This window comes from Caballeronia glathei (assembly GCF_000698595.1).
GTDB lineage: Bacteria > Pseudomonadota > Gammaproteobacteria > Burkholderiales > Burkholderiaceae > Caballeronia > Caballeronia glathei.
This window is the reverse complement of sequence record NZ_JFHC01000021.1, coordinates 12,179-37,730: the sequence shown is the minus strand read 5'-3', so window position 1 is coordinate 37,730 and position 25,552 is coordinate 12,179. Positions and strand designations below refer to the sequence as shown.

Genomic DNA, 25,552 nt, shown 5'->3' with positions numbered 1-25,552 from the left:
CTCTCAGCGCGCGCCGGAAGAAAGATATTCACGGACCTTCGCGAGCAGCTCGCGCGGCCTGAACGGCTTCGTCACATACGCTTCGCAGCCGGCTTCATAGGCCTTGACATCGTCCCCGCTGAGCGCGAACGACGTCACCGCGATGACCGGAATCGTCCGCAGCACCGGGATCGCCTTGATGCGCCGCGTCGCTTCGTAGCCGTCGAGACCGGGCAGCTGGATGTCCATCAGGATCAGGTCGGGCCGGTCGGTCTGCGCCTTCGCGACGCCCTCCTCGCCCGTGACCGCCTCGATCAGTTCGAATCCGGCGCTCGTCAGCAGATCGCGCAGGATGCAGCGGTTGTCTTCCTGATCCTCGATGACGAGTATGCGCTTGTTCATTTCTCCTCCGCCTGAGCTTCGACACGCACGGGCAGCCGCACGCGGAACGTCGATCCCTCGCCGACGCGCGACTCCACCGCGATGCTGCCGCCGTGCAGCTCGATGATCCGCTTCGCGATGGAGAGCCCGAGCCCCGTGCCGCCCTTCGTGCGCGAGTTCGAATCGTCGGCCTGCTGGAACTCCTCGAAGATGCGCTGCTGGTCCGAGGCCGCGATGCCCGGCCCGGTGTCGGCCACGGCGATCAGGAATTCCGCGTCCGCCATGCCCACCTCGACGCGGATTTCGCCCGCCTCGGTGAACTTGATCGCGTTGCCGACGAGGTTCAGCAGCACCTGCGTGATGCGTCCTTCGTCGCCCTTCGCCCTTGGCAGGTCCGCCGGTGCCGCGATCCTGAGCGCGAGCTTCTTCTCGGCGGCGAGCGGCTCCATGTCCGCGGCGACGGTCTGCACGACCTCGCGCAGCGAGTAGTCGCCGAGCGAGAGGTGCAGGAGGCCCGCCTCGATCTTCGACAGGTCGAGCACGTCGTTGATGAGCCCGAGCAGATGGTGTCCGCTGCGGTCGACGCGCGTGAGGATCTCGCGTATGCGCTCGGGCACGTCGCCGTAGATGTTGTCGAGAATCAGCGCGGTGTAGCCGAGGATCGCGTTCATCGGCGTGCGCAACTCGTGGCTCATGTTCGCGAGAAACTGCGACTTGTGCCGGCTCGCCCGCTCGATCTCGCGGCCCTTGTCCTCGATCTCGCGAAAGAGCTGTGCGTTCTGGATGGCGAGCGCGAGCTGCTGCGCGACGGGGTCCACCAGGTCGAAGTCGCGCTCCGTGTAGGCGCCGGGCGTGAGGCTGTCGAGGAAGAACACGCCTACCGCCTTTTCGCCCGCCAGCAGTGGCAGCGCGAGCGTCGAGCGCACGCCTTCCTGCGCCATGAACACGTCGTCGGTGAAATGCTCCTCCGCGAGCGCGAGATCGCGCACGAGACGCGGACGCTTGTGCGTCAGTATCCAGTCCGCCGCCGTGCCTTCCGTCTGCGACCACGACTCGCCCTGCCACGAAGCGAGCGGCGGTTCCGCCACCGAGAGCGCCATCACCAGCCGCTTGCCCTCGGGCACGACCACGCCGATGCGGTCATACCCGAGCAGCGCCTTGACCGCCTCGGCAAATGCGGGGTACACCTCGTTCAGCTGCAGCGAGCGTCTCAGGACCGGCTGCGACGCCGCATAGAGCCGCGCGTGCTCGAAGGCCAGCGCGGCCTGGGTCGCGAGCAACTGAAGCGGTTCGACCATGGCCGGCTCGAACGCGCGGCGGCTGTATTTCCAGCCGGCGTCGAGCACGCCGATCGACTGGCCCTGCACCACGAGCGGCATGATCGCGAAGACCTTCGAGCGGAACGCCTCGACCGAGTCGTAGGGAAAGCTCGGCCGCAGCCCTTCCGGCTCCTCGGACTCCCCGTCCCAGATCACCGGCTGCCGGGTCAGGTAGGCCCGCGCGAGGCCGCCGCCTTCGGGGCCGATCGGCACGCGGATCGCGTCGAGCGGCTCCGGCGTGCCGGTGCTGGCCACGGCGCGCAGCCACTGGCCGGTGGGATCGGCGAGCAGAATGCTGAGCCGGTCCAGGTGCAGCACTTCGCGGCCCTTGCGCAGGAAATCGTCGCCCCACTTCTTCAGGCCGAGCGGCTCCTGAATCTTGAGGCTCGCCTGGTACAGCACGTGAAACGACTCGGCCAGCTTGCGCTGCGTGATGTCGGCCCACGAGCCGACGATCTCCACCGGGCGGCCCGCGTCGTCGAAGATCACCTTGAACGTGTCCTGGAACCAGCGGTAGTGACCGTCGCGGTGCCTGAAGCGATATTCGACGGTCCCGCCGCCCTGCGAAACCAGCCGAAACACGTCGGCGAGCACGTGCCGCGCGTCCTGCGGATGCAGATGCGTGGTCCAGAAGTCGGGGTCGTCGAGCATCTCCTGGGGCGCGTAGCCCATGATCTGCAGGAGGCTTTCGCTCACGAACGTGCAGGCGTAGTCGCCGGACGCCTCGTTCGAATAGATGATGGCCGGCGTGACCGTCAGCACGTGCTGCAGCCGTGCACGCGCGTCGCGAAGGTCGAGTTCGACGCCCTGGCGCGCCGCGAGTTCGCGGCCGAGCGTGTCGACGGTCCTGAGCAACTCCGCGTTGCGCTCGGTCACCCGCTTTTCCAGTTCCTGTTCGAATTCGCGAGATGCCATGCCGTCGCTCCCTTGCAGCGCGAAGCGCGCGCAAAGATGTGCATGCCAGAAGTCTAGTTGATGCCGCCCGCGCCTGCGAGGACGGCGCAGCGCGTGGCGCCGGAGCGGCGCTGCAACGCGCGTCGCGTGCCACCTGCGCAGGTGGGGTTTTGCGCGCCGCGGGCAACTACCCTTCAGCCTGTGGATACCGTGATACGCGATGGCAGGAGGGACACATCATGAAACACTCAATTAGATCGGCGGGCGGGGTGCTCGCCATGCTGGCCGCATTGAGCGGGATCGGATCCGGCGGGTTCGCCCTCGGCGCCGAAGACGCGCCGCTCACCCTGAATCTGGAGGCGCCGTCCGGCGGCACGGTGCAGCTCGTCTATCGCGAGCGCGACGGCTGGAGCTTCGGCGGCGCTGCCGTGCAGCCCCAGCGCGTCGCGACGAGCCTCCCCGCCGCCCGCGCGACGCCGGATGAAGGCGCCGAAGCGGACAAGCCGCTCACCGTGTTCATCGACGGCCCGACCGGCTACACGTATGTCTGGGTTGCCGACCAGGGCTGGAAGTTCGTCGGCAAGGTCACGCAGCGTATTCGCTAACTGCTGCACGGGATGCGCGGCCCGAAAACCGGTCCTCGATTCGCGCCGCGCCCGCCTATGCTTTGAGCATGCATCGAACGAATGCGAGGCAACGGGAGGCACGGCGTGAAGAACTCGGCGGCCACGGCGCACATCCGGCAGCTTTGCTGCCTCGGCCTCGGCGGCGAAGCGATCATGCCGGCGCTGCTGCGCGATCTGCACGACCTCGTGCCCTGCGATTCGGCCGGCTTCTTCTGGGTCGACGACAGCCACGAGATGTCGAACCTCTACGCCGAAAAGATGCTGCCGCCGGACCTGATGCGGCTTTTCTTCACGCGCTTCTATCACAGCGCGGACCAGCCGTTTCGCGGCGGCTTCGAGGCGCGGGCGAAACGCGGGCCGCCGATCGCCGTGGCCGCCTTCGACACGGACTTTTATCGAAGCGAGTATTACAACCTGATATGGCATCACCTCGACGCCCATCACGTGCTCTACGCGATGATCCGCGAGGGCGACCGGGTGCTCGGCCAGCTGAGTCTCTACCGAACGGCGCGCGATCCGCCGTTCGGGCGCGAGGATCAGGAACGGCTTGCGGGCGTCGTGCGCTACATCGCGCACGGGCTGAGCCCCGCGCCCGCGCATCAGGGCGACTGGACGACGCTCGCGCCCGATGCCGCCGAAGCGAACGGCCTCCTCATCCTCGACCGCGAGGGCAGGCTGCTGCAGGCGTCGTCACAGGGACGGCGCCTGCTCTTTCTCGCGGCCTGTCCGCGCATCTGCGGCGACGCGCTTGCCGCGCTGCGCAGCGACGTGCCCGCGCCGCTCGCCGATCTGTGCGTCAACCTCGGCCGCGTGTTCGCCGGCGAGCCCGCGCCGCCGCCGGCGCTGCACGTGCGCAACGCATGGGGCGATTTCGACTTTCGCGCGTACTGGATGGACGGCGCGCCGGGGGCTTCGGACGCCACCATCGGCGTCACGGTATGCCACCATGAATGCGCGCCGATCGCGCTGCTGCGGGCCATGAAGGCGCTGCCGCTCTCGTCCACGCAGAAGGCGGTCATCCTGATGCTCGCGCGCGGCGACTCGCAGCAGGAGATCGCGCGGCAGATGAACGTGAGCCTCAACACCACGCACTACCACGTGAAGCAGATCTACGAGAAGCTCGACGCCCACGATCCCGCCGACGTCATGCGCCACGTGTTCGCGGGCCGCGGCGGGAGGGAAGCGCGTCCACCTAGAACGTGAACGTGTCGAAGAACGTGTCGCGCTCGATGACCGTAAGCGCCGCGCGCTTGTGCGGGAAATCGAACTCCTTGAGCGTATAGAAGCCCATCCGGTGCATGTACGCGATGTGCCGCACGTGATCGACGCGTGGCTCGCCCACGAGGCGCTGCGTGCGCGGCTCGTCGACGAACATATAGTGAAGCACGCCGCTCCACCACGCCTTCAGCTTGCCCGCGCTCTGGAACTGCGAATCGCCGATCAGAAGATGCAGTCCGCGGTCGAAATCGCCCGCGTCGTAGAACGGCCCGATCCGGTCCTCCTTCGCCCAGTAGAACTCGAAGTACCCGAACGGCTTGTCGTCGAAATAGCCGATCATCGGATGCATGTGCGGGTCCGCGAGCCGCTCCGCGAGATAGGCGGCGTGCTCCTCGCGCGTGCCCTTCTGGTCCCAGAAGTACGCGACGCGATCGAGGTTCATCCAGCCGCTGAAGACATCGGCGTCCGCTTCCGGATCGACAGTGCGCAGGCTGAGCGTCATGCCGATCTGCGGAAAGTGGCGCTCGTAGATCGCGCCCGCGGCGTTCGGCGGGCGCACCGGATGGCGCCGCCCGTCGGTGACCGCATGGTCGAGCGGCATGTCGCTCGAAGCCGCTGCCTTGAGCCACGGGCGCGGCTGCTCCCAGAAGGTGCGGCGCGAAGTCGTCAGAAGCAGGTGGCCGTCGTGCGGCACGGCGCTGTCGATCAGCCCTGCTTCGGCCGCGCGCGCCGCGAACGCGTGAGCCGCCGCCGCACCGGCGTTCGACAGCGGGACCGCGAGCGTCGCGCTCCGCCGTCCGGTGTCGGGGCAGAACAGGTCGATGAGCGCGGGCAGCAGCGCCTCGGGCGTCAGGTCCGGCCGCCAGTCTGCGAGCGTGTGGTCGGGCTCGGCGGCAGCGGTCGAGCCGGCCGTCGGTTCAGGATGAAAACGGATGTTCATCGTCATGTCTCCGGCGTTTGACGGGGTTGGGTTGCGCGGCGGCAACGCCCGGGCGTTGCCCGTGCGCCGCGCCGCATGGCCGGGCGCAAGGAGGCGTTCGCATCGCGGTCGGCATGCTCAGATCGCCTCTTTCGCAAAGCTGTCCGCCATCGTCGCGAGGCCGCCTTCCAGCGCGGGAAAAAGGCTCTTGTGAAAATTGTTCCAGCGCAGTTCGAGGATCGTGTCGTTCACGTCGATGTCCGTTTCGAGCACGTCGAAAATCACTTCGCCGGAATCGATGCCGTTGTCGACGTAGTGAAACGACGCGCCCGTCTTGTTCACGGGCGGCACGGGCCGCGTCTTGCCCGTCGTCCAGTCGACGACCTTCTCGCCGCGCGCGCCGTGAAGCGCATCGAGCGTCGCGTAGGCGCCGCGGCGCTCGTAGCGCGAGCCGAGGCGCGTCACGCCCGGATGAATGTTCGCGATGCGCCGGTGATAGGGCGCGCCCGGGAGCACCAGTTCGTCGAGGATGACGAGCAGCCCGTCGAGCACCACGAAATCGGCGTCGAGCGCGATCAGCCGATCGAGCAGGCGCCGCTCGAACTCGCTCTTTTGCGCGGCGCGCGCGGGCGCGTTCGCCCCGGTCCTCGGCAGGCGCCGGTAGGTCGAAGGAATCGCGTGCAGCAGGCTCGTCAGCGGCCTGCCCTGCACGGTCAGATCCGCCGGATGGATCCATTGCCTGCCCGGCTGGCACGAGAAGCCGTAATGCTTCAGCTTCTCGCGGTCGGCGGCAGACCCCTCGTCGTCGTCGTAGATGACGCCTTCGAGCGAATAGAGTTCGCCGAGACCGGTCTCGTTGAGCCGCTCGGCCAGAAATTCGAGCGGCGATTTCATGTATCGCAGTCCGCCCTTGTATTCGATGTCCTGTCCGGCCCGGTCGGCCGCGGCGTTTCTCAGTGACAGGATGTAGACGAGTTTTTTCTTCGACATGGATGTGTGTTGGAACAGCGGACGGATGTGTCGCGCGAAGCCCGGCGCGCATGCGCGGCCGGGCTTCGCCGCCTCAGGCGGCCGGGCGCATTACCAGTTGTACTTCGCGGTCGCGATCACCGTGCGCGGATTGCCGTAGAAGCACGCCGAGGACGACTGGCAGCCGCTCACGAACGTGCGGTTGAAGATGTTCTGCGCGTTCACGGCGAATCTCCAGTGGGGGATGGTGTAGTGAATGGCAGCGTCATATACGGTGTAGCTCGGCACGTAGAGCGAGTTGTCGTAGGCGCCCGCCAGGCCGCTCTGGTAGCGGATGCCCGCGCCGATGCCGAAGCCTTCGAGCGTGCCCGCGTGCCACGTGTAGTCGGCCCAGAGCGACGCCATCTGGCGCGGCAGCGGAATGGAGACCGGCCACTTGCCGAGCGAGGCATCGTTCGCCTTGATGTTCTTCACGTCCTGATACACGTACGCCGCGATCACCGACAGATCGCGCGTGACCTTGCCGACTGCGGAAAGCTCGATGCCCTGCGAGCGCACCTCGCCCGTCTGCACGAAGAAGGTGCCGGTCGGATCGTTCGGGTCGGGCGTGAGGACGTTCTTCTGGTGGATCTGGTAGATCGCCGCGTTCAGCATCATGTTCTTGCCGGGCGGCTGCCAGCGCAGGCCCGCTTCGATCTGACGCCCCTTGGTCGGTGCAGGCAGCCCGCCGCCCGCCATGTTCGCGCCGACGATCGGATTGAACGAGGTCGAGTAGCTGATGTACGGCGAGAGCCCGAAGTCGCCCAGATACGTCATCCCGACGCGGCCCGAGAACGCGCTGTCGTCCTGCTTCAGCTGCGTGCCCGCGGCGATGTTGTCCTGCTTCGTGTTGCTCCAGTCCTCGCGGCCGCCGAGCGTCAGCACCCAGCGCTGCCACTTGATCTGGTCCTGCGCGTAGACGCCGAACGAATCGAGCGTCGTCTTCGTGTTGGTCTGGCCGAACGAATCGGGGCCGCTGAAGATCGCCGTCGACACCGGCGTGTACACCGGGTTGTACATGTTCAGGCTCGGGCCCTGCGCGAGCCACTCGCTGTCGGTCGAATTCTGGCGGTTGTACTCGAAGCCGAGCAGCACCGTGTGCTCGAGCGGCCCGGTGCCGAAGCGCGCGATCGCCTGGTTGTCGATGTCGAAGCGGCTGTAGTTCGGCTGGAAGAGGCCCGCATAGCGCGCGAGCGTCTGCTGCGTCGGATCGCTCGGATCGAGGCCCGCGCCCCAGACCGCGCCGTTGTCAAGCGACACGTGCATCCAGCGCGTGTTCTGGCGGAACGTCCAGATCGGGTTCGCCTTGTGTTCGAACTGATAGCCGAGCGACCACTGCTTCTTGCGGTAGTACGAGTAGGTCGGGTCGCCGGTATAGAGGTTCTCCGAGATCTTGCCGTTCGGATTGGGCAGCACCGTGCCTTCCGCCGGCAGGAAGTTGTTCGACGCGTCGCCCCAGTCCTGCAGATAGGTCGCATCGACCGTGAGCGACGTGCTCGCGTTCGGCTGCCACCGGATCGACGGCGCGATCGCGACGCGCTGCTCCGCGTGCGGGCCGGTGAGCGAATTGCCGTCACGCGCGACGCCGACCACGCGGTACGACAGCGTGCCGTCCTTGTCGATCCTGTCGCCGATATCGAACTCGAACTGCTTGCGCGCATAGTCGCCGATCTGGAGGCCCACTTCGCGGATGCGCTCGCCGTTGGCGAGCTTGCTCTGGATGTCGACGATCGCGCCCGGGTCGCCCTGGCCGTACAGCACCGAGGTCGGGCCGCGCAGCACGGTGATGCTGTCGATCATGTACGGATCGACGCGCCAGCTCGACAGGTTGAGCGTGTTGGGCACCTGCAGCCCGTCGACGAACACCGTCGGCGTGAAGCCGCGCAATGCCGAATACCAGTCGGAGCGGACGTCCGCGCCATACGACGAGAAGCCCGGGATGTAGCGCAGCGCCTCGTTGACGCTCGTCGCGCCCGTCTCCTCGATCTGCGCGGCGGTCACGACGTTGATCGTCTGCGGGATCTCGTCGATCGGCGTGTCGGTCTTCGTGCCGGTCGAGCTGCGCCGCGCGACGAGACCAACCGTGTCGCCGGCATCGGCTTGCGCATTGATCGTGATCGCAGGCAGCGTGTTGCCTGGCGCCGCGCCCGGTTGCGTGTTGTTGTTCTGCTGCTGCGTACCGCCTGCCGGCTCTGCCGCCTGCGCCACTTGCGCAGGCGCCGGGGCCCCTCGCGCCCCTTCCTGCGAAACCTGTTGCGCGTGCGCCTGGCTGGCTGCCGCCGCGTAGAACGCCATGCCTGCCGCGGCTGCGATCGCATTCCGACGCGTGCCTGTTGCCCACTCCATTTTCCGTTGCTCCAAATTGCAATGCGGCCGACCGGCCGCGCTCCTGTCAAAGAGCGAAGGCCATGCGGCCGCCGCTCACCCCGTTTTTTTGTCGAGCCGGATTCCGGCTGATGGTCTCGTCGCCTGTTGCATGCTCCAGAAGCGACGCGGCGATCTCGTCCGAGCGCAGCGCCAGGACGGACAGCAGCGTGTCGGAGAGGCCGTGGCTGTCTTCGCAGCAGCCTTGCAGATAGATGCGCGGCTTGAAGTGCCCGGGCGTCGCGAGCCGGTAGTCGCGCGCTACGTTGCCTTCGGCGAGCGCATCGCCCAGATGCGGTGCGAGCCCTTCGAGCAGCGCGATATGCGTGTCGCGGCGATAGCCGGTCGCGAGCACGAGCGCGTCGAAGCGTTCGGCGCGCGCATGGCCGGTGAGGCGGTCGCGCATCGTGAGTTCGATCTGGCCGTTCGCGGTGCGCATGGCCGCTTCGATCGCGGTGTTCGCAAGCAGCCGGTGGCGCGGCTCGTCCGATACGGTCTGCAGGTACAGCATTTCGTAGATCTGCTCGATGAGCGGACGGTCCACCACCGCGTAGTTGGTGTCGCGAAAGCCTTCTATCAGCGTGCGCCGCGCGTCCTTCGGCTGCGCGTAGACCACGTCGGTGTATGCGGGGTTGAAGATCTCGTTGACGAACGGGCTGTCGTCGGCGGGCTTGAGCGCGCCCGAGCGGATCACGAGGCTCGCGTCGACATGCGCGAAGCGCCGCGACAGGTCCATGAACACTTCCGCCGCGCTCTGCCCCGCGCCGATCACGGCCACGCGCTTTTTCGCCTCCTCCGGCTTGCCGACGACACGCTCGATCGAGGTCAGATACGACGACGAATGAACCACGTTGTGCGGCCCGAGCGCGGCAAAGGCTTCGGGCACCTGCGCCGTCCCGCCGACGCCCACCGACAGGGCGCGCGTCACGCGCTGCCACTCGCGGCCCTCGCCGTCGCGCGAGAACACGCGCAGCGAGCCGATCGCGCCGCCCTTGCCCGCAGCGTGCACGGGCTCGATGCTGGTGACGGTTTCACCGTAATGCACGCGCTTGTCGAAGGCATCGGCCACCCAGCGCAGGTAGTCGTGAAACTCGACGCGCGTCGGATAAAAGCTCTTCAGGTTGACGAACTCGTTGAGACGCCCGCGCTCGAACAGGTAGTTGATGAACGTGAAGCGGCTCTTCGGATCGCGCTGCGTGACGAGATCCTTCAGGAAGGAAATCTGCATCCGGCAGTCGTCGAGGAGCATGCCGCGATGCCAGCCGAACTCCGGCTGGCGCTCGATGAAGCAATGCGCCAGATCCGCCGCGCCCGCCTCTTCGGCCAGCCGCACGGCAAGTGAAAGATTCGACGGTCCGAAGCCGACGCCGATCAGATCGAATACGGTTTCTCTCTGCATGTCTCAGGTCCTTTCTCGGATTGCAGCCGGCACGTCGGACGCGCCGGCTGGAAAAAATGCTTCGCGCAGGCAAACGCCTTCGCTGTCGAGCACGCCGCTCGCGACGAGCGCAGCGAGTGCGGCGCCCGGCAGCGAGGTCGGATCGAGCCGGACCTTCGCGAGCCGCGGACTGCCTTCGAATGCCGCCGACAGCGCGGCGGCGAGCGCGAGGCGCTGTTCGGCGACGGTGGCGCGCAGGTTGTATGCGATGAGGCGTAGCGAGGCGGCGGCGCCGGTCTCACAAGTGGCATCGGTGATCTGCGCGCGCAGCAACTGCGCCGCGAGTCCTTCGGGGCGCCCCACGCGGATCACGGCGCCGTCACGCTCGACGGCGAGTCCCGCTTCCCGCACCAGCGCGAACGACGCGCCTTCGGCCTGAACCGGCAGCGCGGCTTCAGCCAGCATCGCGCACCTCCGCGACGGCGGGCGAGCGCGCCGCGATGCGCCGGCCGAGGCCGGCCAGTTGGGGCGTCGCGAACACGTCGCCGATCGACAGCGCAACGCCGGCCGCGCGGGCCGCATCGACGAAGCGCACGACGTCGAACGACGTGGCGCCCGCTTCGAACAGGTTGTCGTCGTGCGCGAGCGCCCGGCCGTCGAAGAGATCGCGCCAGATCGCCGCGAGCGCGCGGGCCGTGCGCTCGCCCTGCGCGCGCACGGCATCGTCGCCGGCCGCGGGCGGCGCGTCGCCCGTCTGCGGCGCGCAGGCAAAGCGCGGCTCTGCCGCGCCGAGCGCCTCGTGCGGCGCCTCGACGAACTGCCGCACGGCCGCGAGATAGCCGGCCGCGAGCGCTTCCACGAACGCGCCGCCGACGAGCTCGTTCGCATACGAGAACGCGCCCGTCACGCGCCCGTCCGGATGCTCGACGACATCGAGCTCCAGCTCGAACACGACGCGGTGGCGCACGTCGCTGAACTCGTCGAGCGCGAGGCCCGCCCAGTTGCGATGGGCCGCGCCCGCCGGGCGCAGGTAGTTGAACATCACCTGAAAGAGCGGATTGCCGAGGCCCGCGCGCGGCGCGCCGAGCGCGGCGACGACATCGGCGAACGGCGTGTCCGCGTGCGCGTACGCGGCGAGCGCCGCTTCGCGCACGGTGTCGAGCACGGCGGCGGGCGTGTCGCGGTGCGTGAGGCGCGTGCGCACGACGACCGCGTTGATGAAGAGCCCGAGCGCATGGCGCGCCGCGTCGCCGGTCAGCTCGCGCGTGGAGGCGAGCACGCCGACCGGCTGGTCCGCCGCGCCCGTCACGCGATAGAACGCGACGTTCAGCGCCGCGTGCAGCAGCATCGGCAGCGTCGCGTGGGCGTCGAGCGACATCGCGCGGGCGCGGGCGACGAGCGCCCCGTCCAGTTCGAACGCGATCCGGCTCGCGGCCCACTGCGGCCGTTCGGCGCGGCCCGCGGCGGGCGGAGGCAGGACGAACGCAGGCGCGGCGTCGAGCGCATCGCGCCAGAACGCGAGCCGGGCGGGCGGCGCGGCCACGGGCAATACCGGCACCGCCGGCAGCGCGCGAGCGCCCGGGAGCGGCTGCATCGCCGTGCGCGCGGGCACGGCGCCCGCTTCGAGCGCCACGTAGGTGGTGCGGATATCGTCGAGCCAGACATCGATCGACTGGCCGTCCGACACGATGTGATGCACGACGAGCGACAGCACGTGATCCTCGCGGGCCAGGCGCACGAGGCGCGCGCGCCAGAGCGGCGCCGCGCCCAGCAGATCGAACGGGGCGAGCGCGTCCTCGTCGGTGAGCGCCGTCGCCTGGGCGAGCCGCACCGCTTCGGCCGGCTCGGTGCTCAGGTCGATCACCGGAATTTCGACCGGCCGCGCCGCCTCGATACGCTGGCCCGGCAGCGCCCCGGCACGCTCGACGAAACGCGTGCGCAGCGCCGGATGGCGCGCGGCGGCCTGCGCGAACGCCTCGCGCAGCGCATCGACGGCGAGCGGGCCGCGCAAACGCAACGCGACCGGAATGTTGTAGGCGGCGCTCTCCGGCTGCGCGCGCCACAGAAACCACAGGCCGAGCTGCGCGGCCGAAAGCGGCAGCACGCCCTCTTCGTCGGGCACGAGCGCCGGGGACGCTGCCGGGGCCGACGCACCCGGCGCGATCGGCGCATGCGCGGCGAGCGTCACCCGCTGCGCGTACTGCGAGAGGATCGGCGCTTCGAAGAGCGTGCGCACCGGCACTTCACGGCCGAGCCGCTCGGCCACGCGCGTCGCCACGCGCACCGCGGCAAGCGAATGTCCGCCCAGTTCGAAGAAATGATCCGCGCGCCCGACGCGGCCGCTGCCGAGCACCTCGCGCCAGATCTCCGCGAGCGCTGCTTCCGTGCCGGCCGCGGGCGCTTCGTACAGGCGCTCCCTGCGTTTGGGCTCCGGCAGCGCCGCGCGGTCGACCTTGCTGTTGGCGTTGCGCGGCAGCGCGTCGAGCACGACGATATGCGCGGGCACCATGTAGTCGGGCAGCGTGTGGCGCAGATGCGCGTCGAGTTCGGCGGCGTCGGCGTGCACGGCGCGCTCGCGCGCCTCGGCGCTCAGCTCCACGTACGCGACGAGCGCCGCCTGCGCGCCCTTGCCGTGCACCACGGCCACGGCTTCGCGCACGTCGCCGTGAGCGGCGAGCTGCGCCTCGATCTCGCCGAGTTCGATCCGCAGCCCGCGCAGCTTCACCTGATGGTCGACGCGGCCGATGAAATCGAACACGCCGTCGGCGCGGCGCCTGACGAGATCGCCCGTCCGGTAGAGCCGCCCTCCCGGCGCGCCGAACGGATCGGGCACGAAGCGCTCGGCCGTGAGCGCCGGACGGTCCAGATAGCCGCGCGCGACGCCGATGCCCTCGCCGCCCAGATACAGCTCGCCCGTCACGCCGACCGGCAGTGGATTGAGCCGCGCATCGAGCACGTGGGCCGTGCGCGCGCCGACCAGCGTGCCGATCGGCAGATACGCGCTGTCGGCGAGCTTCGCGGGATCGTCGCCGGGGTGGAACATCCACAGCATCGGCGTGATGACGGTTTCGGTCGGCCCGTAGCCGTTGACGATGCGCGCATCGGGAAACGCGCGGCGCATCAGCGCGAACGCCTCGCGCGAGGTGGCCTCGCCGCCCACCGTGAGCGAGCGCAGCGTCGGCGGCGCGCCGTGCGCGAGCGCCCACTCCGCGAGCTGCGTCGCGCACCCCGGCGGCACGTAGGTCATCGTCACGCCTTCGCGCGCCATCAGGCGGCACGTGAGCGCGGGCGGCCAGAGCGTGTCGGCCGTCACCGCGACCGCCGCGCCCGACATGTACTGCGAGAACCATCCTTCGTGCGCGCCGTCGAAATTGACCGACTGAAACAGCAGGAACACGTCCTGTTCGCCCGCGCCGTAGCGCTTCGCGATGGCCTCGCAATGCAGCGCGAACGAGCCGTGATCGACGATCACGCCCTTCGGCCTGCCCGTCGAGCCGGACGTGTAGATCACGTAGGCGGCCTGCATCGGCGCGACCTCGGGCAGCGGCACGGCGGAGGTCTCGTCGTCGGCGAACAGGTTTTCGTCGTCGATGAGCCAGACGCGCGCGCGTGGCGGCACCGGCAGCGCGGGCAGGCTCGCGCGCTCGGTGATGATGTGCGCGATCTGCGCGTCGCCGAGAATCTGCGCGAGGCGCTCGCGCGGGTGGCTCGGGTCGAGCGGCACGAACGCGCCGCCCGATTTCAGCGCGGCGATCAGGCCGACCAGCAGGTCGACGGAGCGGCCAAGCGCCACGCCCACCCGCATTTCGGGGCGGACACCCGCGGCGACGAGCCGCTGTGCGAGCCGCGCCGCGCGCGCATCGACCTTGCCGCGCGTGAACGCACGGTCCATGTCCGCGACGCCGCGCGCCTGCGGCCGGGCCCGCGCATGCGCGGCGATGCGCTCGTGCACCGCCCGGAACCGTTCCGGCTCGTGCTGCGCTTCGTGCTGCGCTTCGTGCTGCGCTTCGTGCTGCGCTTCGTGCGGAGCATGGCGGTTCCATGCGTCGAGCTGCTCGCGCTCGGCGCGCGGCAGCCATTGCAGGTCGCCTGCGAGCGCGTCGGGCGTATCGAGCGCATTCGAGAGCAGCTCCACGAAGCGCTCCGCGAGCCGCCGAACCGCATCGGCTTCGAACAGGTCGAGCGCATAAATGAAGCCGGCGTCGATCGAGCCGTCCTCGCGCTCCTCGAAGGCGAGCGTCAGGTCGAACTTCGCGAACGGCGTGCCGGAGGGCAGCTCGGTCACGCGCACGTCGGCGAAGGCCGGCAGCGGACGGCGCGCGCCGAACGCCGCCATCACCTGAAAGAGCGGATGATGGCTCGCGCTGCGCACGACGCCGAGCGCCTCGACCACCTGCTCGAACGGCACGTCCTGATGCGATTGCGCATCGACGAGCCCGCGCTGGGTCGCATCGACGAGCGCGGCGAACGAGTCGCGGGCGCCGATGCGCATGGCGAGCGTGAGCGTGTTGACGAAAAAGCCGATGAGCCCCGCCGTCTCGGCGCGCTCGCGGTTGGCCGACGGCACGCCGATCTGGATGTGCGTCTCGCCCGACGCGCGCGCGAAGAGCGCGTTGAGTGCCGCGAGCAGAACGGCGAACGGCGTCGCGCGGCGCGCATTGGCGAGCGCCCTGACGCGCTTCGCGAACGCGGCGTCGAGCGTGAACAGATGGCGCGCGCCGCGCGCGCTGCGCTGCGCGGGACGCGGCGCGGCGCCGGGCAGCATCAGCACGTCGCGGGCCGGGTCGAGATGCGCACGCCAGAATTCGAGTTGCCGGTCGCGCTCGCCCGCATCGAGCCAGCGGCGCTGCCAGAGCGCGTAATCCGCGTACTGGATGGGCAGCGGCGCGAGCGAGACGGCCTCGTTCTTCGCATACGAGCGATAGAACGACGCCAGTTCGGCAAGCGCGACGTCGGCGGACCAGCCGTCGGAGACGATGTGGTGCGTCGTGATCGTGAGCCAGTGCGTCTTTTCGTCGAGCCGGATCAGGTGCGCGCGCATGAGCGGGCCATGCCCTTGCCCTTGCCCGAGATCGAACGGCAGGGCTTCGTCGGCGAGCGCGATCGCGTGCGCGCGCGCCTCACGCGCGGTGGCGGGCACGCCGCTCAGATCCACCGATTTCCACGGGCAGCGCGCGGGCGCGTGCACCGTCTGCAGCACCCCGTCCGCGCTCTCCGCGAAGGTGGTGCGAAGCGCCTCGTGGCGCGCGACCAGCGCGTCGCACGAGAGCCTGAGCGCGTTCGCGTCGAGCGCGCCGTCGAGCCGCAGCCGCTCGGTGATGTGATAGGCGGCCGGCTCGTCGATCATCCGCGCATGCAGCCAGAGGCGCATCTGCGCGAACGACGCCGGCACGCTCGCCGCGCGCTCGGCGCGAGGCGGAACCGGCAGCATCCGAAAGTCGATGCCCGCTTCACCGAGCTTCATGAGGAACACCTTGCGCTGGCCATCGGGCAACTGCGCAAAGCGCGTCGCGAGAGAAAGCAGATCGGGTCTTGCAGTCGTCATCCGTCGATCCTTATTGCGTTTCCAGTTCACCGAGCAGCGCATCGATCGCGCTCGCGGCGTCTTGTCCGGCATGCGCGCCGCGTTCGGCGAGCGCCCGGTCGATCGCTGCCGCGCAACGGGCGAGCGTGCGTTCGTCGAAGAGCGTGCGCAGCGGCAGCATCAGCGACCAGTGCAGGTTCGCCTGCGCGTTCGCCTGCGTGGCGAGGAGCGAATGGCCGCCGAGGGCGAAGAAGTCGTCGTCGCGTCCGACCGGTCCGACGCGCAGCACGCGCTGCCAGATCGCGGCAAGCTCGCCCTCGGTCGCGGTCTGCGCTACGGCGACGGCCCGTTCCTCGCGCACCGGCGCGGGCAACGCGTTGCGGTCGCACTTGCCGTTCGGCGTGACGGGCAGCGCGTCCAGTTCGATCAGCTGCGCGGGCACCATGTACGCGGGCAGCTGCTCGCGCAGCGCGGCGAAGAGCGCGGACGTGTCGAGCGCGCCTTGCGCGCCGCGCGCGACATAGCCGATCAGCTGTTCGTCGCGCACGATCACGACCGCGTCGTGCACGCCCGGCGCGGCGCGCAGGAGCGCCTCGATCTCGCCCGGCTCGATGCGCTGGCCGCGCAGCTTCACCTGCGTATCGATGCGCCCGAGGTAGTCGAGCGCGCCGTCGGCGCGGCGGCGCGCGAGGTCGCCCGTGCGGTAGAGGCGCGCGCCGGCCGCGAACGGGTCGGGCACGAAGCGCTCCGCCGTGAGCGACGGCCGGCCGAGATAGCCCCGCGCGAGACCCGCGCCGCCCAGATACAGCTCGCCCGTCGCACCCGGCGGCACCGGATGCAGCGCGGCATCGAGCACGTGCAGCTGAAGGTTCGCGATCGGATGGCCGATCGGCACCGAGGCCGCCTCGCCGTCGCGCGGCTCGCAGCGCCAGTGCGAGACGTCGATGGCCGCTTCGGTCGGGCCGTACAGGTTGTAGAGGCGCGCCTGCGGCAGCAGTTGCGCGACGCGCGCGACGAGCTCGGGCGCGAGCGCCTCGCCGCTCGCCACGATCCGCCCGATGCTCGCGCAGCGCGCGGCCGCGTCAAAGCTGTCGAGATGGGCGACGAACGCGGCCAGCATCGACGGCACGAAGTGCAGCGTGCTCACGCGATGCGTCTCGATGGCCGCGACGAGCCGGGCCGGGTCGCGGTGATCGCCCGGCGCCGCGATCGCGAGCTTCGCGCCGAGCGCGAGCGGCCAGACGAACTCCCACACGGAGACGTCGAAGCCGAACGGCGTCTTGTGCAGCACGACGTCGCTTTCGCTCAGGCGGTAGGCGTCCTGCATCCACGCGATGCGGTTCGCGAGCGCGCCGTGCGTGTTGCCCGCGCCCTTCGGCCGGCCGGTCGAGCCCGACGTGTAGATCAGGTAAGCCAGCTGCTCGCGCTCCACTTCGACGCGCGCACGAGGCGCAGCGCCGCCCTGCATCAACTCGTCGACGGTCACGATGCGCGCGCCGTCGCGCGACACCGCCGCCTCGACGCGCCCGCGCAGATGCGCCTGCGTCAGCACGACGGCGGGCCTCGCGTCGTCGAGCAGATAGGCGATGCGCTCGGCGGGGTAGTCCGGGTCGACCGGCAGGTAGGCCGCTCCGGCCTTCAGCACGCCGAGGAGCGCGATCACCATCTCGAACGAGCGCTCGACGCATAGCGCGACCGCCGTATCCGGCGCGACACCTGCAGCGACGAGCGCGGCGGCGACGCGGTCCGCGTGCGCGTCGAGTTCGCCGTAGCGCATCTGGCGCAGCGCGCCGTGCGCGTCGGCGAATTCGAGCGCGACCGCGTCCGGCGCGGCATGCGCGGCGCGCTCGAACTGGCGGTGCAGCGGCAACTGCCGGTCCTCCGGCCAGCTTCGCGCCGTCGCGTTGCAGCGCGCGAGTCCGGCGAGATCGCCGGCGGTCGCGATCGAAATCGTGCCGAGCGGCGCGTCGGGGTTCGCGGCGAACGCGTCGAGACATGCCGCGAACGCGCGATGCAGCGCGGCCACGCGCGCTCCGTCGATGCGCGCGGCGTCGTAGCCGTAATCGATCGTCATCGCCGTGCCCGCCTCGATCACGAGCGTCACCGCGAAATCGGTCGCCTCGATGTTGCGCAGGTCGCGCATCCTGAGCGCGCGTTCGTCGCGGCCCGCCCATGCTTCGTCGACGGGATAGTTTTCGAACACGACGAGCGTGTCGAACAGCGCCCCGCCGCCCTGCCGCGCCCAGCGCTGGATATCGGCAAGCGGCGTGTGCGCGTGTTCCGCGGCGGCGGCGTTGTCGCCCTGCAGTTCGCGCAGCCACGCGGACGCCGCGCGCTGCGGCAGCGGCGCCGTGATGACCGGCAGCGTGTTGATGAAAAGGCCGAGCACGGTGTCGGCGTCGGGCAGCGCGTCGGGGCGGCCGGCGACCGTCGCGCCGAACGCCACCGACGCCTGATGCGTCATGCGCTGGAGCGTCAGCGCCCAGGCGCCCTGCACGAGCGTGTTCGTCGTGACGTGCAGGCGCCGGGCGGTGTCGGTCAGGCGCGCCGTCGTGCCGGCATCGAGCGTGGCGCGCCACGTGGCGCGCACGGCCGGCGCCTGCGCGGGCTCTGCAACGAGTGTCGGTTCGTCGAGGCGCGCGAGGCGTTCGAGCCAGAAGGACGCGTCGGCGGCGGTGTCGCGTGACGCGAGCCACGCGATGAAATCGCGATACCGCGCCTTCGCGGGCAGCGCGAACGGCTGCGCGCGGGGCGGCTCGATGTAGTCGGCAAGCACGTCCGCAAAGAGCCGCGCCGTGCTCCAGCCGTCGAGCAGCAGATGATGGCGCGTCCACACGAGGCGCCATTCGTCGTCGGTCAGGCGGATCAGCGCGACGCGCATGAGCGGCGGCACGGCGAGATCGAAGCCGCGCGCGCGATCGGCGGCGAGCCAGCTTTCGAATGCCGCAAGCGCGCCGTCCGCCTGCGCGCGCCAGTCGAGGATCTCGACCGGCAGCTTCGCCTGCCGGTGCACGATCTGCATCGGCGCGGCCTCGTCGGGCGTGAAACCGGTGCGCAGGATGTCGTGGCGCGGGATGGCGGCCCGGAAGGCCGCCTCGAGGCGCGCGGCGTCCGGCGCGGCGAGGGTCGCCACCAGCTGGTTGACGTACGTGGCCTGCTCCGGCGCGAGAAGCGAATGGAACAGGATGCCCTGCTGCATCGGCGAGAGCGGATAGATGTCGTCGATCGTGCGCAGGTCGAGCGGCAGCCGCTCGAGCGCCGCCTGCGTGAGACCCGCTGCGCGGGCGAGCGGATAGTCGCCCGGCGTCGCGCCGCCGCCGCGCCCGGCGAGCCGTTGCGCGCACGCGGTGGCGATGTCCGCGAGCGCCGTCTCGAAGCGCTTCGCGAGCGCTTCGATGGTCGCGCGGTCGAACTGCGTCGCCGCGTACACCCAATGCAGCTTCAGCGTGCGCGGACCGTCCGCGTCGAGATACGCGTGGATCGCGAGCGCGTTGCCGAGCGGGCCGGCCGGGTCACGTTCGCAGCCCGCGCCGCCGAAGCGCGGCACGAGCGCGGCGTCGCGCGGCGCATCGAACTGGCCGAGATAGTTGAACGTGACGCGCGGACGCGGCACGCGGCCGAGCGCCGCGCGGGTCGCATCGTCGCCGTAGTGGCGCAGCGCGCCGAAGCCCAGGCCCTTGTGCGGCACGGCGCGCAGCGTGTCCTTGACCGCGGCGAGCGTGCCCGCGGGGTCCGCGTGCACGGGCAGCGCCACCGGATAGTGGCTCGTCAGCCACCCGAGCGTGCGGCTTGCGTCGATATCGTCGAAGAGCGGCTCGCGGCCATGCCCTTCCAGTTCGAGACGGCACGACGCGGCGCCCGCCTGCGCACCGACGGCATGCGCGAGCGCGGCGATCAGCAGTTCGACCGTCTGCGTGCGGTAGGCGGCGTTCGCGTCGGTGAGCGCGGCGCGGGTCAGCTCCGCGCCGAGCGTCTGTTCGACGACGGCCGCATCCGCGTTCGTCGCCGCGGCGTGCGGACAGTCGAGCGGCAGATCGTCGTGCGGCGCGGCGAGTGCCGACCAGTACGGCGTTTCCTCAGCGAAGGGCGAACCCGGCTCGCGCGCGGCCCGCGCAAGACGCGCCGCCCATTCGTGGGCGCGCGGGCCCGCCGGAGAAAGACGCACGCTGCGGCGCTCGGATGCTGCGCGGTAGGCCGTTTCGAGGTCGTCGAGCAGCACGCGCCACAACACGCCGTCGACGATCACGTGATGAATTGCGAGATACAGCGTCGTGCGGCCGTCGGGCAGCGCCGCCGCGAGTGCGCAGGCAAGCGGCCCGCGCGTCAGGTCGAGCGTACGCTGCAGCGCGTCGAACTGCGCGAGCGCGTCCGTCTCGTCATGCGCCGAAACGGCGGCGAGCGGCAGCGCGTCGAACGCCTTCGCCGCATGGACGAGCCGCCACGCACCCGGCGCATCGCCCGGCGCACGGCTGGGCTCGAAGCGCTGGCTGAAAATTTCGTGATGCGTGAGGAGCGCGTCGAAGGCGCGCGCGAACGCATCGAGATCGAACGGCGAGCGCGTATCGAATTCGACCGACTGGTTCCAGTGGCCGCGTTGCGGAATATCGAGCGCGAAAAAGCGCAACTGGGCGGGCGTGAGCACCGCCGGGGCGGCGCTCGACGGCGCAGCCGCGTTCGCCGCGGCGGTGGCGGCGCGAGGCGCCGATGCGTCGGCGGCAGTGGCGACGAGCGCTAGCTGCGCGACCGTCGGGCCGTCGAACAATTGCTTCGGCGTGAACCGCAGGCCGCGCTTGCGCGAGCGCGCGATCACCTGAAGCACCAGAATCGAGTCGCCGCCGAGTTCGAAGAAGTTGTCGTCGCGGCCCACCCGCTGTGCCTTCAGCACGTCCTTCCATACGGCGGCAAGCGTTTCCTCGGCCGCACCGCGCGGCGCGTCGCCGGCGCTCGCAGCGCAAGCGGGCGCCGATGCCAGCGCGCGCAGCGCGGCGCGGTCGATCTTGCCGTTGGCCGTCACGGGCAGCACGTCGAGCACGGTCAGCACGGCGGGCACCATGTAGTCGGGCAGAACCGCGGCGAGCGCGTCGCGAAGCGTGGCTTCGGTGTGCGCGGATCCGCTGCCGGACGTGCCCGGCATCCCCGACGTCACGAACGACGCGAGGCGCAGGCGCCCCTCATGCTCGATCGCGAGCGTTTCGGCCTGCGCGACACCGGCGATCGCACGCAGCGCCGAGCTCACCTCGCCCGGCTCGACGCGATAGCCGCGGATCTTGACCTGATCGTCGAGCCGGCCGAGAAAGTCGAGGCGCATGTCGGCGCGCAGCCGCACGCGGTCGCCGGTGCGATAGAGCCGTTCGCCCCGCGCGAACGGATGCGGCACGAAGCGCTCCGCGGTCGCCGCCGCGCGGCCGAGATAGCCGCGCGCGAGCCCCGGTCCGCCGAGATACAGTTCGCCGATGCCGCCCGGCGGCACGCACGCGCCGTGCGCGTCGAGCACGTACGCGCACGCGTTGGGGAGCGGCTGCCCGAGCGGCACGCCGTCCGAAAGCGCCGCCGACGCGCGCAGCGCGGCTTGCGCGGGCGCGGACGTGTCGCACGTGAGCGCGCCGACCGTCGCTTCGGTCGGGCCATAGTGATTGATCACGCGGCAGCCGGGTCGCGCCGCCGCCACCCGCTCGACGAGCGCCCACGGCAGCGCCTCGCCGCCCGTCACGAGCGCATGCGACGGCAGCACGTCGGCCGCGCGCTGCGCGTCGAGCAGCGCATGCAGGTGGCTAGGCACGATCTTCAGCACGCCGACCTCGCGCGCGCGCATTTCCTGCGCGAAGCGATCCGGGTCGAACGCGCAGTGCGCGGGCAGCAGATGCAGCGTGCGCCCCGAACACAGCGCGCCGAAGAGCGTCGTGTGGCCGAGGTCGGCGGCGACGGTGGACACCATCGCCATCGATGCGCCGGGCGCAAACGCCAGTTCGTCGAGCATGCCCTGCACGTAGTCCGCGAGCGCGCGGTGCGGGATCGTCACGCCCTTCGGCGTGCCCGTCGAGCCCGACGTGAAAATCAGATAGGCGGCCTGCTCCGGCGCGGGCGGCACACGGCGCGCGGTGGCGTGCGCGAGCGACGCGTCCTGCGCGAGCGCGTCCACGTCGAGCACGGCGGCCTGCCCGAGCGCGTGCACCCCGCCAGCGCCCGCGACGAGCGCCCACTGCGCGCCGCACGCGTTCGCGGCGGCGGCAAGGCGTTCGGGCGGCATCGCGGGGTCGAGCGGCACGGCATACGCGCCCGATTTCAGCACGCCGACGAGCGCGACGACAAAGCGCGCCGAGCGTTCGATCACGACCGCGACCGCCCGCTCCGCCCCCGCTCCGCGCTGCTGGAGCGCAAGCGCGACGCGGCTGGACGCGTCGTCGAGTTCGGCGAACGTGAGTTGCGTGTGCGCGTCGGCGAGCGCGATGCGATGCGGGCTCGCGCCCGCATGCTGCGCGAAGAGCGCGAGCACGTCGCTGGCGGCGAGCGGCAGCGCGCGGCCCTGCTGCGCGGGGCGCAGGACTGACGCGCCGGCGCACTCGAGCAGCGCGACCGGGCGCTGCGGATCGCGCACCGCATCCGCGACGAGCGCCGCGAAGCTCGCGAGCCACGCGCGGGCAGTGGCGGCGTCGATGCAGTCGAGCGCGTGGGCCGCGACGAGTTCGATGCCTTCCGTGCCACGGGCATCGTCGGTGAAATCGAGCGCGAAATCGAAGCGGGCCGCGAGATCCGGGCCCGGCGCCGCCACCGCCGACGCACCCGGCAATTCCGCCTTCAGCACAGCGTCGAACTGCTGCGCGAATTTCACGCGCAGCCATTCGTCGCCGCGCCGCACGGGCGGCTTCACGGCATCGATCACCTGGTCGAACGGCACGTCCTGATGCGCGAACGCGGCGAACGATGCGCGACGGACCTCGTCGACGAGCGCCGCGAAGGGCCTGAACGGCTCGACGCGGGCGCGCAGCGCGAGCGTGTTGAGGAACAGGCCGACGAGCGGCGCGGTTTCCGGCCGCTGGCGATGCGCGACGGGCACCGCGACAACCAGGTCGGTCGCGCCCGTCAGGCGATGCAGCCACGCGTCGAATGCGGCGAGCAGCACGGCGAACGGCGACGCGTGGGTGCGCCGCGCAAGCTCGCGCACGCCGGCCGACGTCCGCTCGTCGAGCCGCAGCGCCACCCGCCCGCCGCGATGATCGCGAACGGCGGGACGCGGGCGGTCGAAGGGAAGCGCGAGCGGCTCCGGTGCTGCGCCGAGCGCCTCGCGCCAGTACGCAAGCTGGCGCTCGCCTTCGACACCCGCGACAAGTTCGCGCTGCCACGCCGCGTAGTCGGCGTACTGGATGGGCAGCGCGGGCAGCGCCGGCTCGCGCCCCTGCACGAACGCCGTGTACGCCGCCGCCAGTTCGTCGAACGCGCAGCGCGAACTCCAGCCGTCGGTGATCGCGTGGTGCGCCGCGAGCATCAGGCGATGCGAATCGTCGGCGAACGTGACGAGCGTCGCGCGCAAGAGCGGCCCCGCCGACAGGTCGAACGCGTCGGCAGCGTGGCGCCCGGCGAGTTCGGCGGCGCGCTCGCTGTCGCCGGGGCCGCGCAGGTCCACGTGCGCGATGCGCACCGGCAGCGCCGCATGGATGCGCTGCATGACGACGCCGTCGTCGTTCTCGACGAGCGTCGTGCGCCACGCCTCGTGCCGTTCGATCACGCGGTCGAGGGCGCGCTGCAGGCTGGCGGTGTCGAGCACGCCGCGAATGTCCCAGTGTCCGGCGATGTGATACGCCGACCCGGCATCGCGCGTCCGTGCGAGCACCCAGAAGCGCTGCTGCGCAAACGACGCCGCGCGGTCCACGAAGCTCGCGCCCGGCGCGGCGGCCGGCGCGCTTGCCACCGGAATGCGCAACTCGCCCGTCTCGGTCTCGCTGCGGTCGATCAGTCCGGCAAGCGCGGCAAGCGAAGGATCGTCGAACAGCGTGTCGAGCCGCAGATTCACGCGCCACTCGATGCGGATCGCCGCCTGAAGCTGCATCGCCGCGAGCGAATCGCCGCCGCGCTCGAAGAAGCGCCCGGCGCGGCCGACAGGCGCCCCGTCGTTCAGGATGCGCTGCCAGCATTGGGCGAGGCGGCGCTCGGTGTCGGTTTCGGGCGGCGCATAGTCCGCGCCGGGGGCAGAGGCCAGCGCGGCGGCGGCGTGCTTCAGCGCGTCGCGGTCGAGCTTGCCGTTCAGCGAATAAGGCAGGCGACCGAGCCGCGCGTAGCGATGCGGCTGCCACGCAGCCGGCAGGCGCTCGGCGAGATACGCGGTGAGCGCCGCATCGGCGGGCGCGTCGTCGCCGCAAACGATGCACGCGGTCAGGCGCGTGCGGCCGTCCGCGACGTCGGCGAGCACGGCTGCGTCGCGCAGCGCGGGATGCGCGCGCAGGCACGCCGCGATCTCGCCCGGCTCGACGCGCACGCCGCGAATCTGCACCTGATCGTCGATGCGGCCAAGGTAGTCGTAGGCGCCGTCGGCGCGTTCGCGCGCGAGGTCACCCGTGCGATAGATGCGCGAGCCCGGCTCGCCTGACGCATCGGGCACGAAGCGCTCGGCCGTGAGCGCGGCACGCCCGTGATAGCCGCGCGCGACGCACACGCCGCCGAGCAGCAGTTCGCCCGGCTCGCCGGGCTGCTGCGCGTTGTCGATCCGCACGACGCGCGGTCCGATCGGCCGTCCGATGGGCAGCGACGCGTAGGCGCCGTCGCCCGCGAGTTCGGGGGCAACGCCCGGCTCGACGGGCCAGAGCATCGGCGAGATCACGGCCTCGGTCGGCCCGTAGCCGTTTATGAGGCGCACCGCCGGAAAGACGCGCCGCACGGCTTCGAACGCTTCCTGCGACAGCGCCTCGCCACCGAACGCCAGCACCTTCAGCGACGCGGGCACGCCCGTGCGCGCGGCCACGGCGGCGAACTCGCGCAGATAGGCAGGCGGAAAGGCCGCGACACTCACCCGTTCGCGCTCGATCAGCGCGCGCGCCGCATCGGGCGCGAACGGCGGCGGATCGGTAATGACGATGCTCGCGCCCACCGCGAGCGGCGCGAGCCAGCACTCGTGCGCGGCGTCGAAGTTGACCGACGCGAAGTGCAGCAGGCGGTCGTGCGCCTCGATGGGAAGCGCGGCGGCGAGCGCGTCGCAGTGAGCGGCAAGCGGCCCGTGCTCGACGACCACCGCCTTCGGCGTGCCCGTCGAGCCGGACGTGTAGATCATATAGGCGGCGGCGCGCGGATGAACGGGCGCGTCGTCTTCGTCGCCGTGCGCGGCATCCGTGAACGCGGGCGCCGCGTCGCCGGGCAACACCGTGAAGCAGTGCGCGAAGCGCGCGCGCAGCGCGTGGCCGGCAGAAGCATCGACGATGCCGTGCGCGAGACCCGCGTCGTTCGCGATCCAGTCGAGACGCGCGGCGGGGTGACGCGGATCGAGCGGCACGAACACGCCGCCCGCCTTCAGCACCGCGAGCAGCGCGACAAACAGCTCGCACGAACGCTCGACGCACACGCCGACGCGCACCTCCGTCGTCACGCCCGCCGCGCGCAGCTGCTTCGCCAGATGCGTGGCGCGGGCGTCGAGTTCGCCGCGCGAGAGCCGCGTTTCGGCAGGCGAAAACGACGCGAGCGCAGGCGCTTCGGGGGAACGGCGCGCAAGCGCGCGAATGCGGAGATGCAACGCAGTCGGGAAACTCGTCATGAGCGTGAGGTCCTTCGTGTGGCCGCCCGGGCCTTTTCGCGGGGCCGCAGGAATTGCGGCTTCCTTGGGATGACGAACCGCACGCGCGGATTTTTACTCCTTTGCTGATTTATCTTTCGCGCCTTCGCCGGGTCATCCATGAAGCGCTAAATATTTCGCGGCCCCAACCGTCTATCAGGACAAGAGGCGCATTCCGCGCCCGCGCG

11 protein-coding genes are annotated in these 25,552 nt (G+C 70.7%); 2 read left to right on the top strand and 9 right to left on the bottom strand.

Going from position 1 to position 25,552, the window contains the following annotated elements:
- Nucleotides 1-3 precede the first annotated feature (3 nt).
- Together BG61_RS15090 and BG61_RS39265 are read right to left on the bottom strand one after the other, a co-directional pair.
- Nucleotides 4-381 carry a response regulator gene (locus BG61_RS15090; RefSeq protein ID WP_035938972.1) on the bottom strand — a complete coding sequence of 126 codons (378 nt, stop codon included), beginning with the start codon at nucleotides 379-381 and terminating at the stop codon, nucleotides 4-6.
- Nucleotides 378-2,594 carry an ATP-binding protein gene (locus BG61_RS39265; RefSeq protein ID WP_051672545.1) on the bottom strand — a complete coding sequence of 739 codons (2,217 nt, stop codon included), beginning with the start codon at nucleotides 2,592-2,594 and terminating at the stop codon, nucleotides 378-380. The genes BG61_RS15090 and BG61_RS39265 overlap by 4 nt, the downstream gene beginning before the upstream one ends.
- A 218-nt stretch (nucleotides 2,595-2,812) precedes the next feature.
- On the opposite strand from BG61_RS39265, the gene BG61_RS15080 reads away from it, so the two are divergent.
- Nucleotides 2,813-3,178 (top strand): hypothetical protein, encoded by a 366-nt coding sequence (locus tag BG61_RS15080; protein ID WP_035938973.1) that lies wholly within the window; start codon nucleotides 2,813-2,815, stop codon nucleotides 3,176-3,178.
- A gap of 105 nt (nucleotides 3,179-3,283) precedes the next feature.
- Nucleotides 3,284-4,402, top strand: coding sequence for a LuxR C-terminal-related transcriptional regulator (locus tag BG61_RS15075; protein WP_161783678.1), 1,119 nt, complete (start codon nucleotides 3,284-3,286; stop codon nucleotides 4,400-4,402).
- On the opposite strand, the gene BG61_RS15070 is transcribed toward BG61_RS15075, so the two are convergent.
- The 7 genes from BG61_RS15070 to BG61_RS15040 form a co-directional block, all read right to left on the bottom strand.
- A complete protein-coding gene (locus BG61_RS15070; RefSeq protein ID WP_035939042.1) occupies nucleotides 4,392-5,357 on the bottom strand; it encodes a GNAT family N-acetyltransferase in 966 nt (321 codons plus the stop codon). The two genes, BG61_RS15075 and BG61_RS15070, sit on opposite strands and share 11 nt — an antisense overlap.
- 117 nt (nucleotides 5,358-5,474) lie before the next feature.
- The gene (locus BG61_RS15065; RefSeq protein WP_035938978.1) at nucleotides 5,475-6,326 is read right to left on the bottom strand and encodes a formyltransferase family protein; all 852 of its coding nucleotides are present in this window, start codon (nucleotides 6,324-6,326) and stop codon (nucleotides 5,475-5,477) included.
- A gap of 90 nt (nucleotides 6,327-6,416) precedes the next feature.
- Nucleotides 6,417-8,690, bottom strand: a complete 2,274-nt coding sequence (locus BG61_RS15060) for a TonB-dependent siderophore receptor (protein ID WP_035938980.1) — start codon at nucleotides 8,688-8,690, stop codon at nucleotides 6,417-6,419.
- 46 nt (nucleotides 8,691-8,736) lie between these two features.
- Nucleotides 8,737-10,107 carry a lysine N(6)-hydroxylase/L-ornithine N(5)-oxygenase family protein gene (locus BG61_RS15055; RefSeq protein ID WP_035938982.1) on the bottom strand — a complete coding sequence of 457 codons (1,371 nt, stop codon included), beginning with the start codon at nucleotides 10,105-10,107 and terminating at the stop codon, nucleotides 8,737-8,739.
- A 3-nt stretch (nucleotides 10,108-10,110) separates the two neighbouring features.
- Complete coding sequence (locus BG61_RS15050) at nucleotides 10,111-10,551, bottom strand: hypothetical protein (RefSeq protein WP_051672543.1); 441 nt, start codon at nucleotides 10,549-10,551, stop codon at nucleotides 10,111-10,113.
- Nucleotides 10,541-15,631, bottom strand: coding sequence for a non-ribosomal peptide synthetase (locus BG61_RS15045; protein ID WP_035938984.1), 5,091 nt, complete (start codon nucleotides 15,629-15,631; stop codon nucleotides 10,541-10,543). Before BG61_RS15045 ends, BG61_RS15050 begins: the two co-directional genes overlap by 11 nt.
- A gap of 10 nt (nucleotides 15,632-15,641) precedes the next feature.
- On the bottom strand, nucleotides 15,642-25,346 hold the full coding sequence (locus BG61_RS15040) for a non-ribosomal peptide synthetase (RefSeq protein WP_035938986.1): 9,705 nt from the start codon (nucleotides 25,344-25,346) through the stop codon (nucleotides 15,642-15,644).
- Between the last annotated feature and the right edge of the window lie 206 nt (nucleotides 25,347-25,552).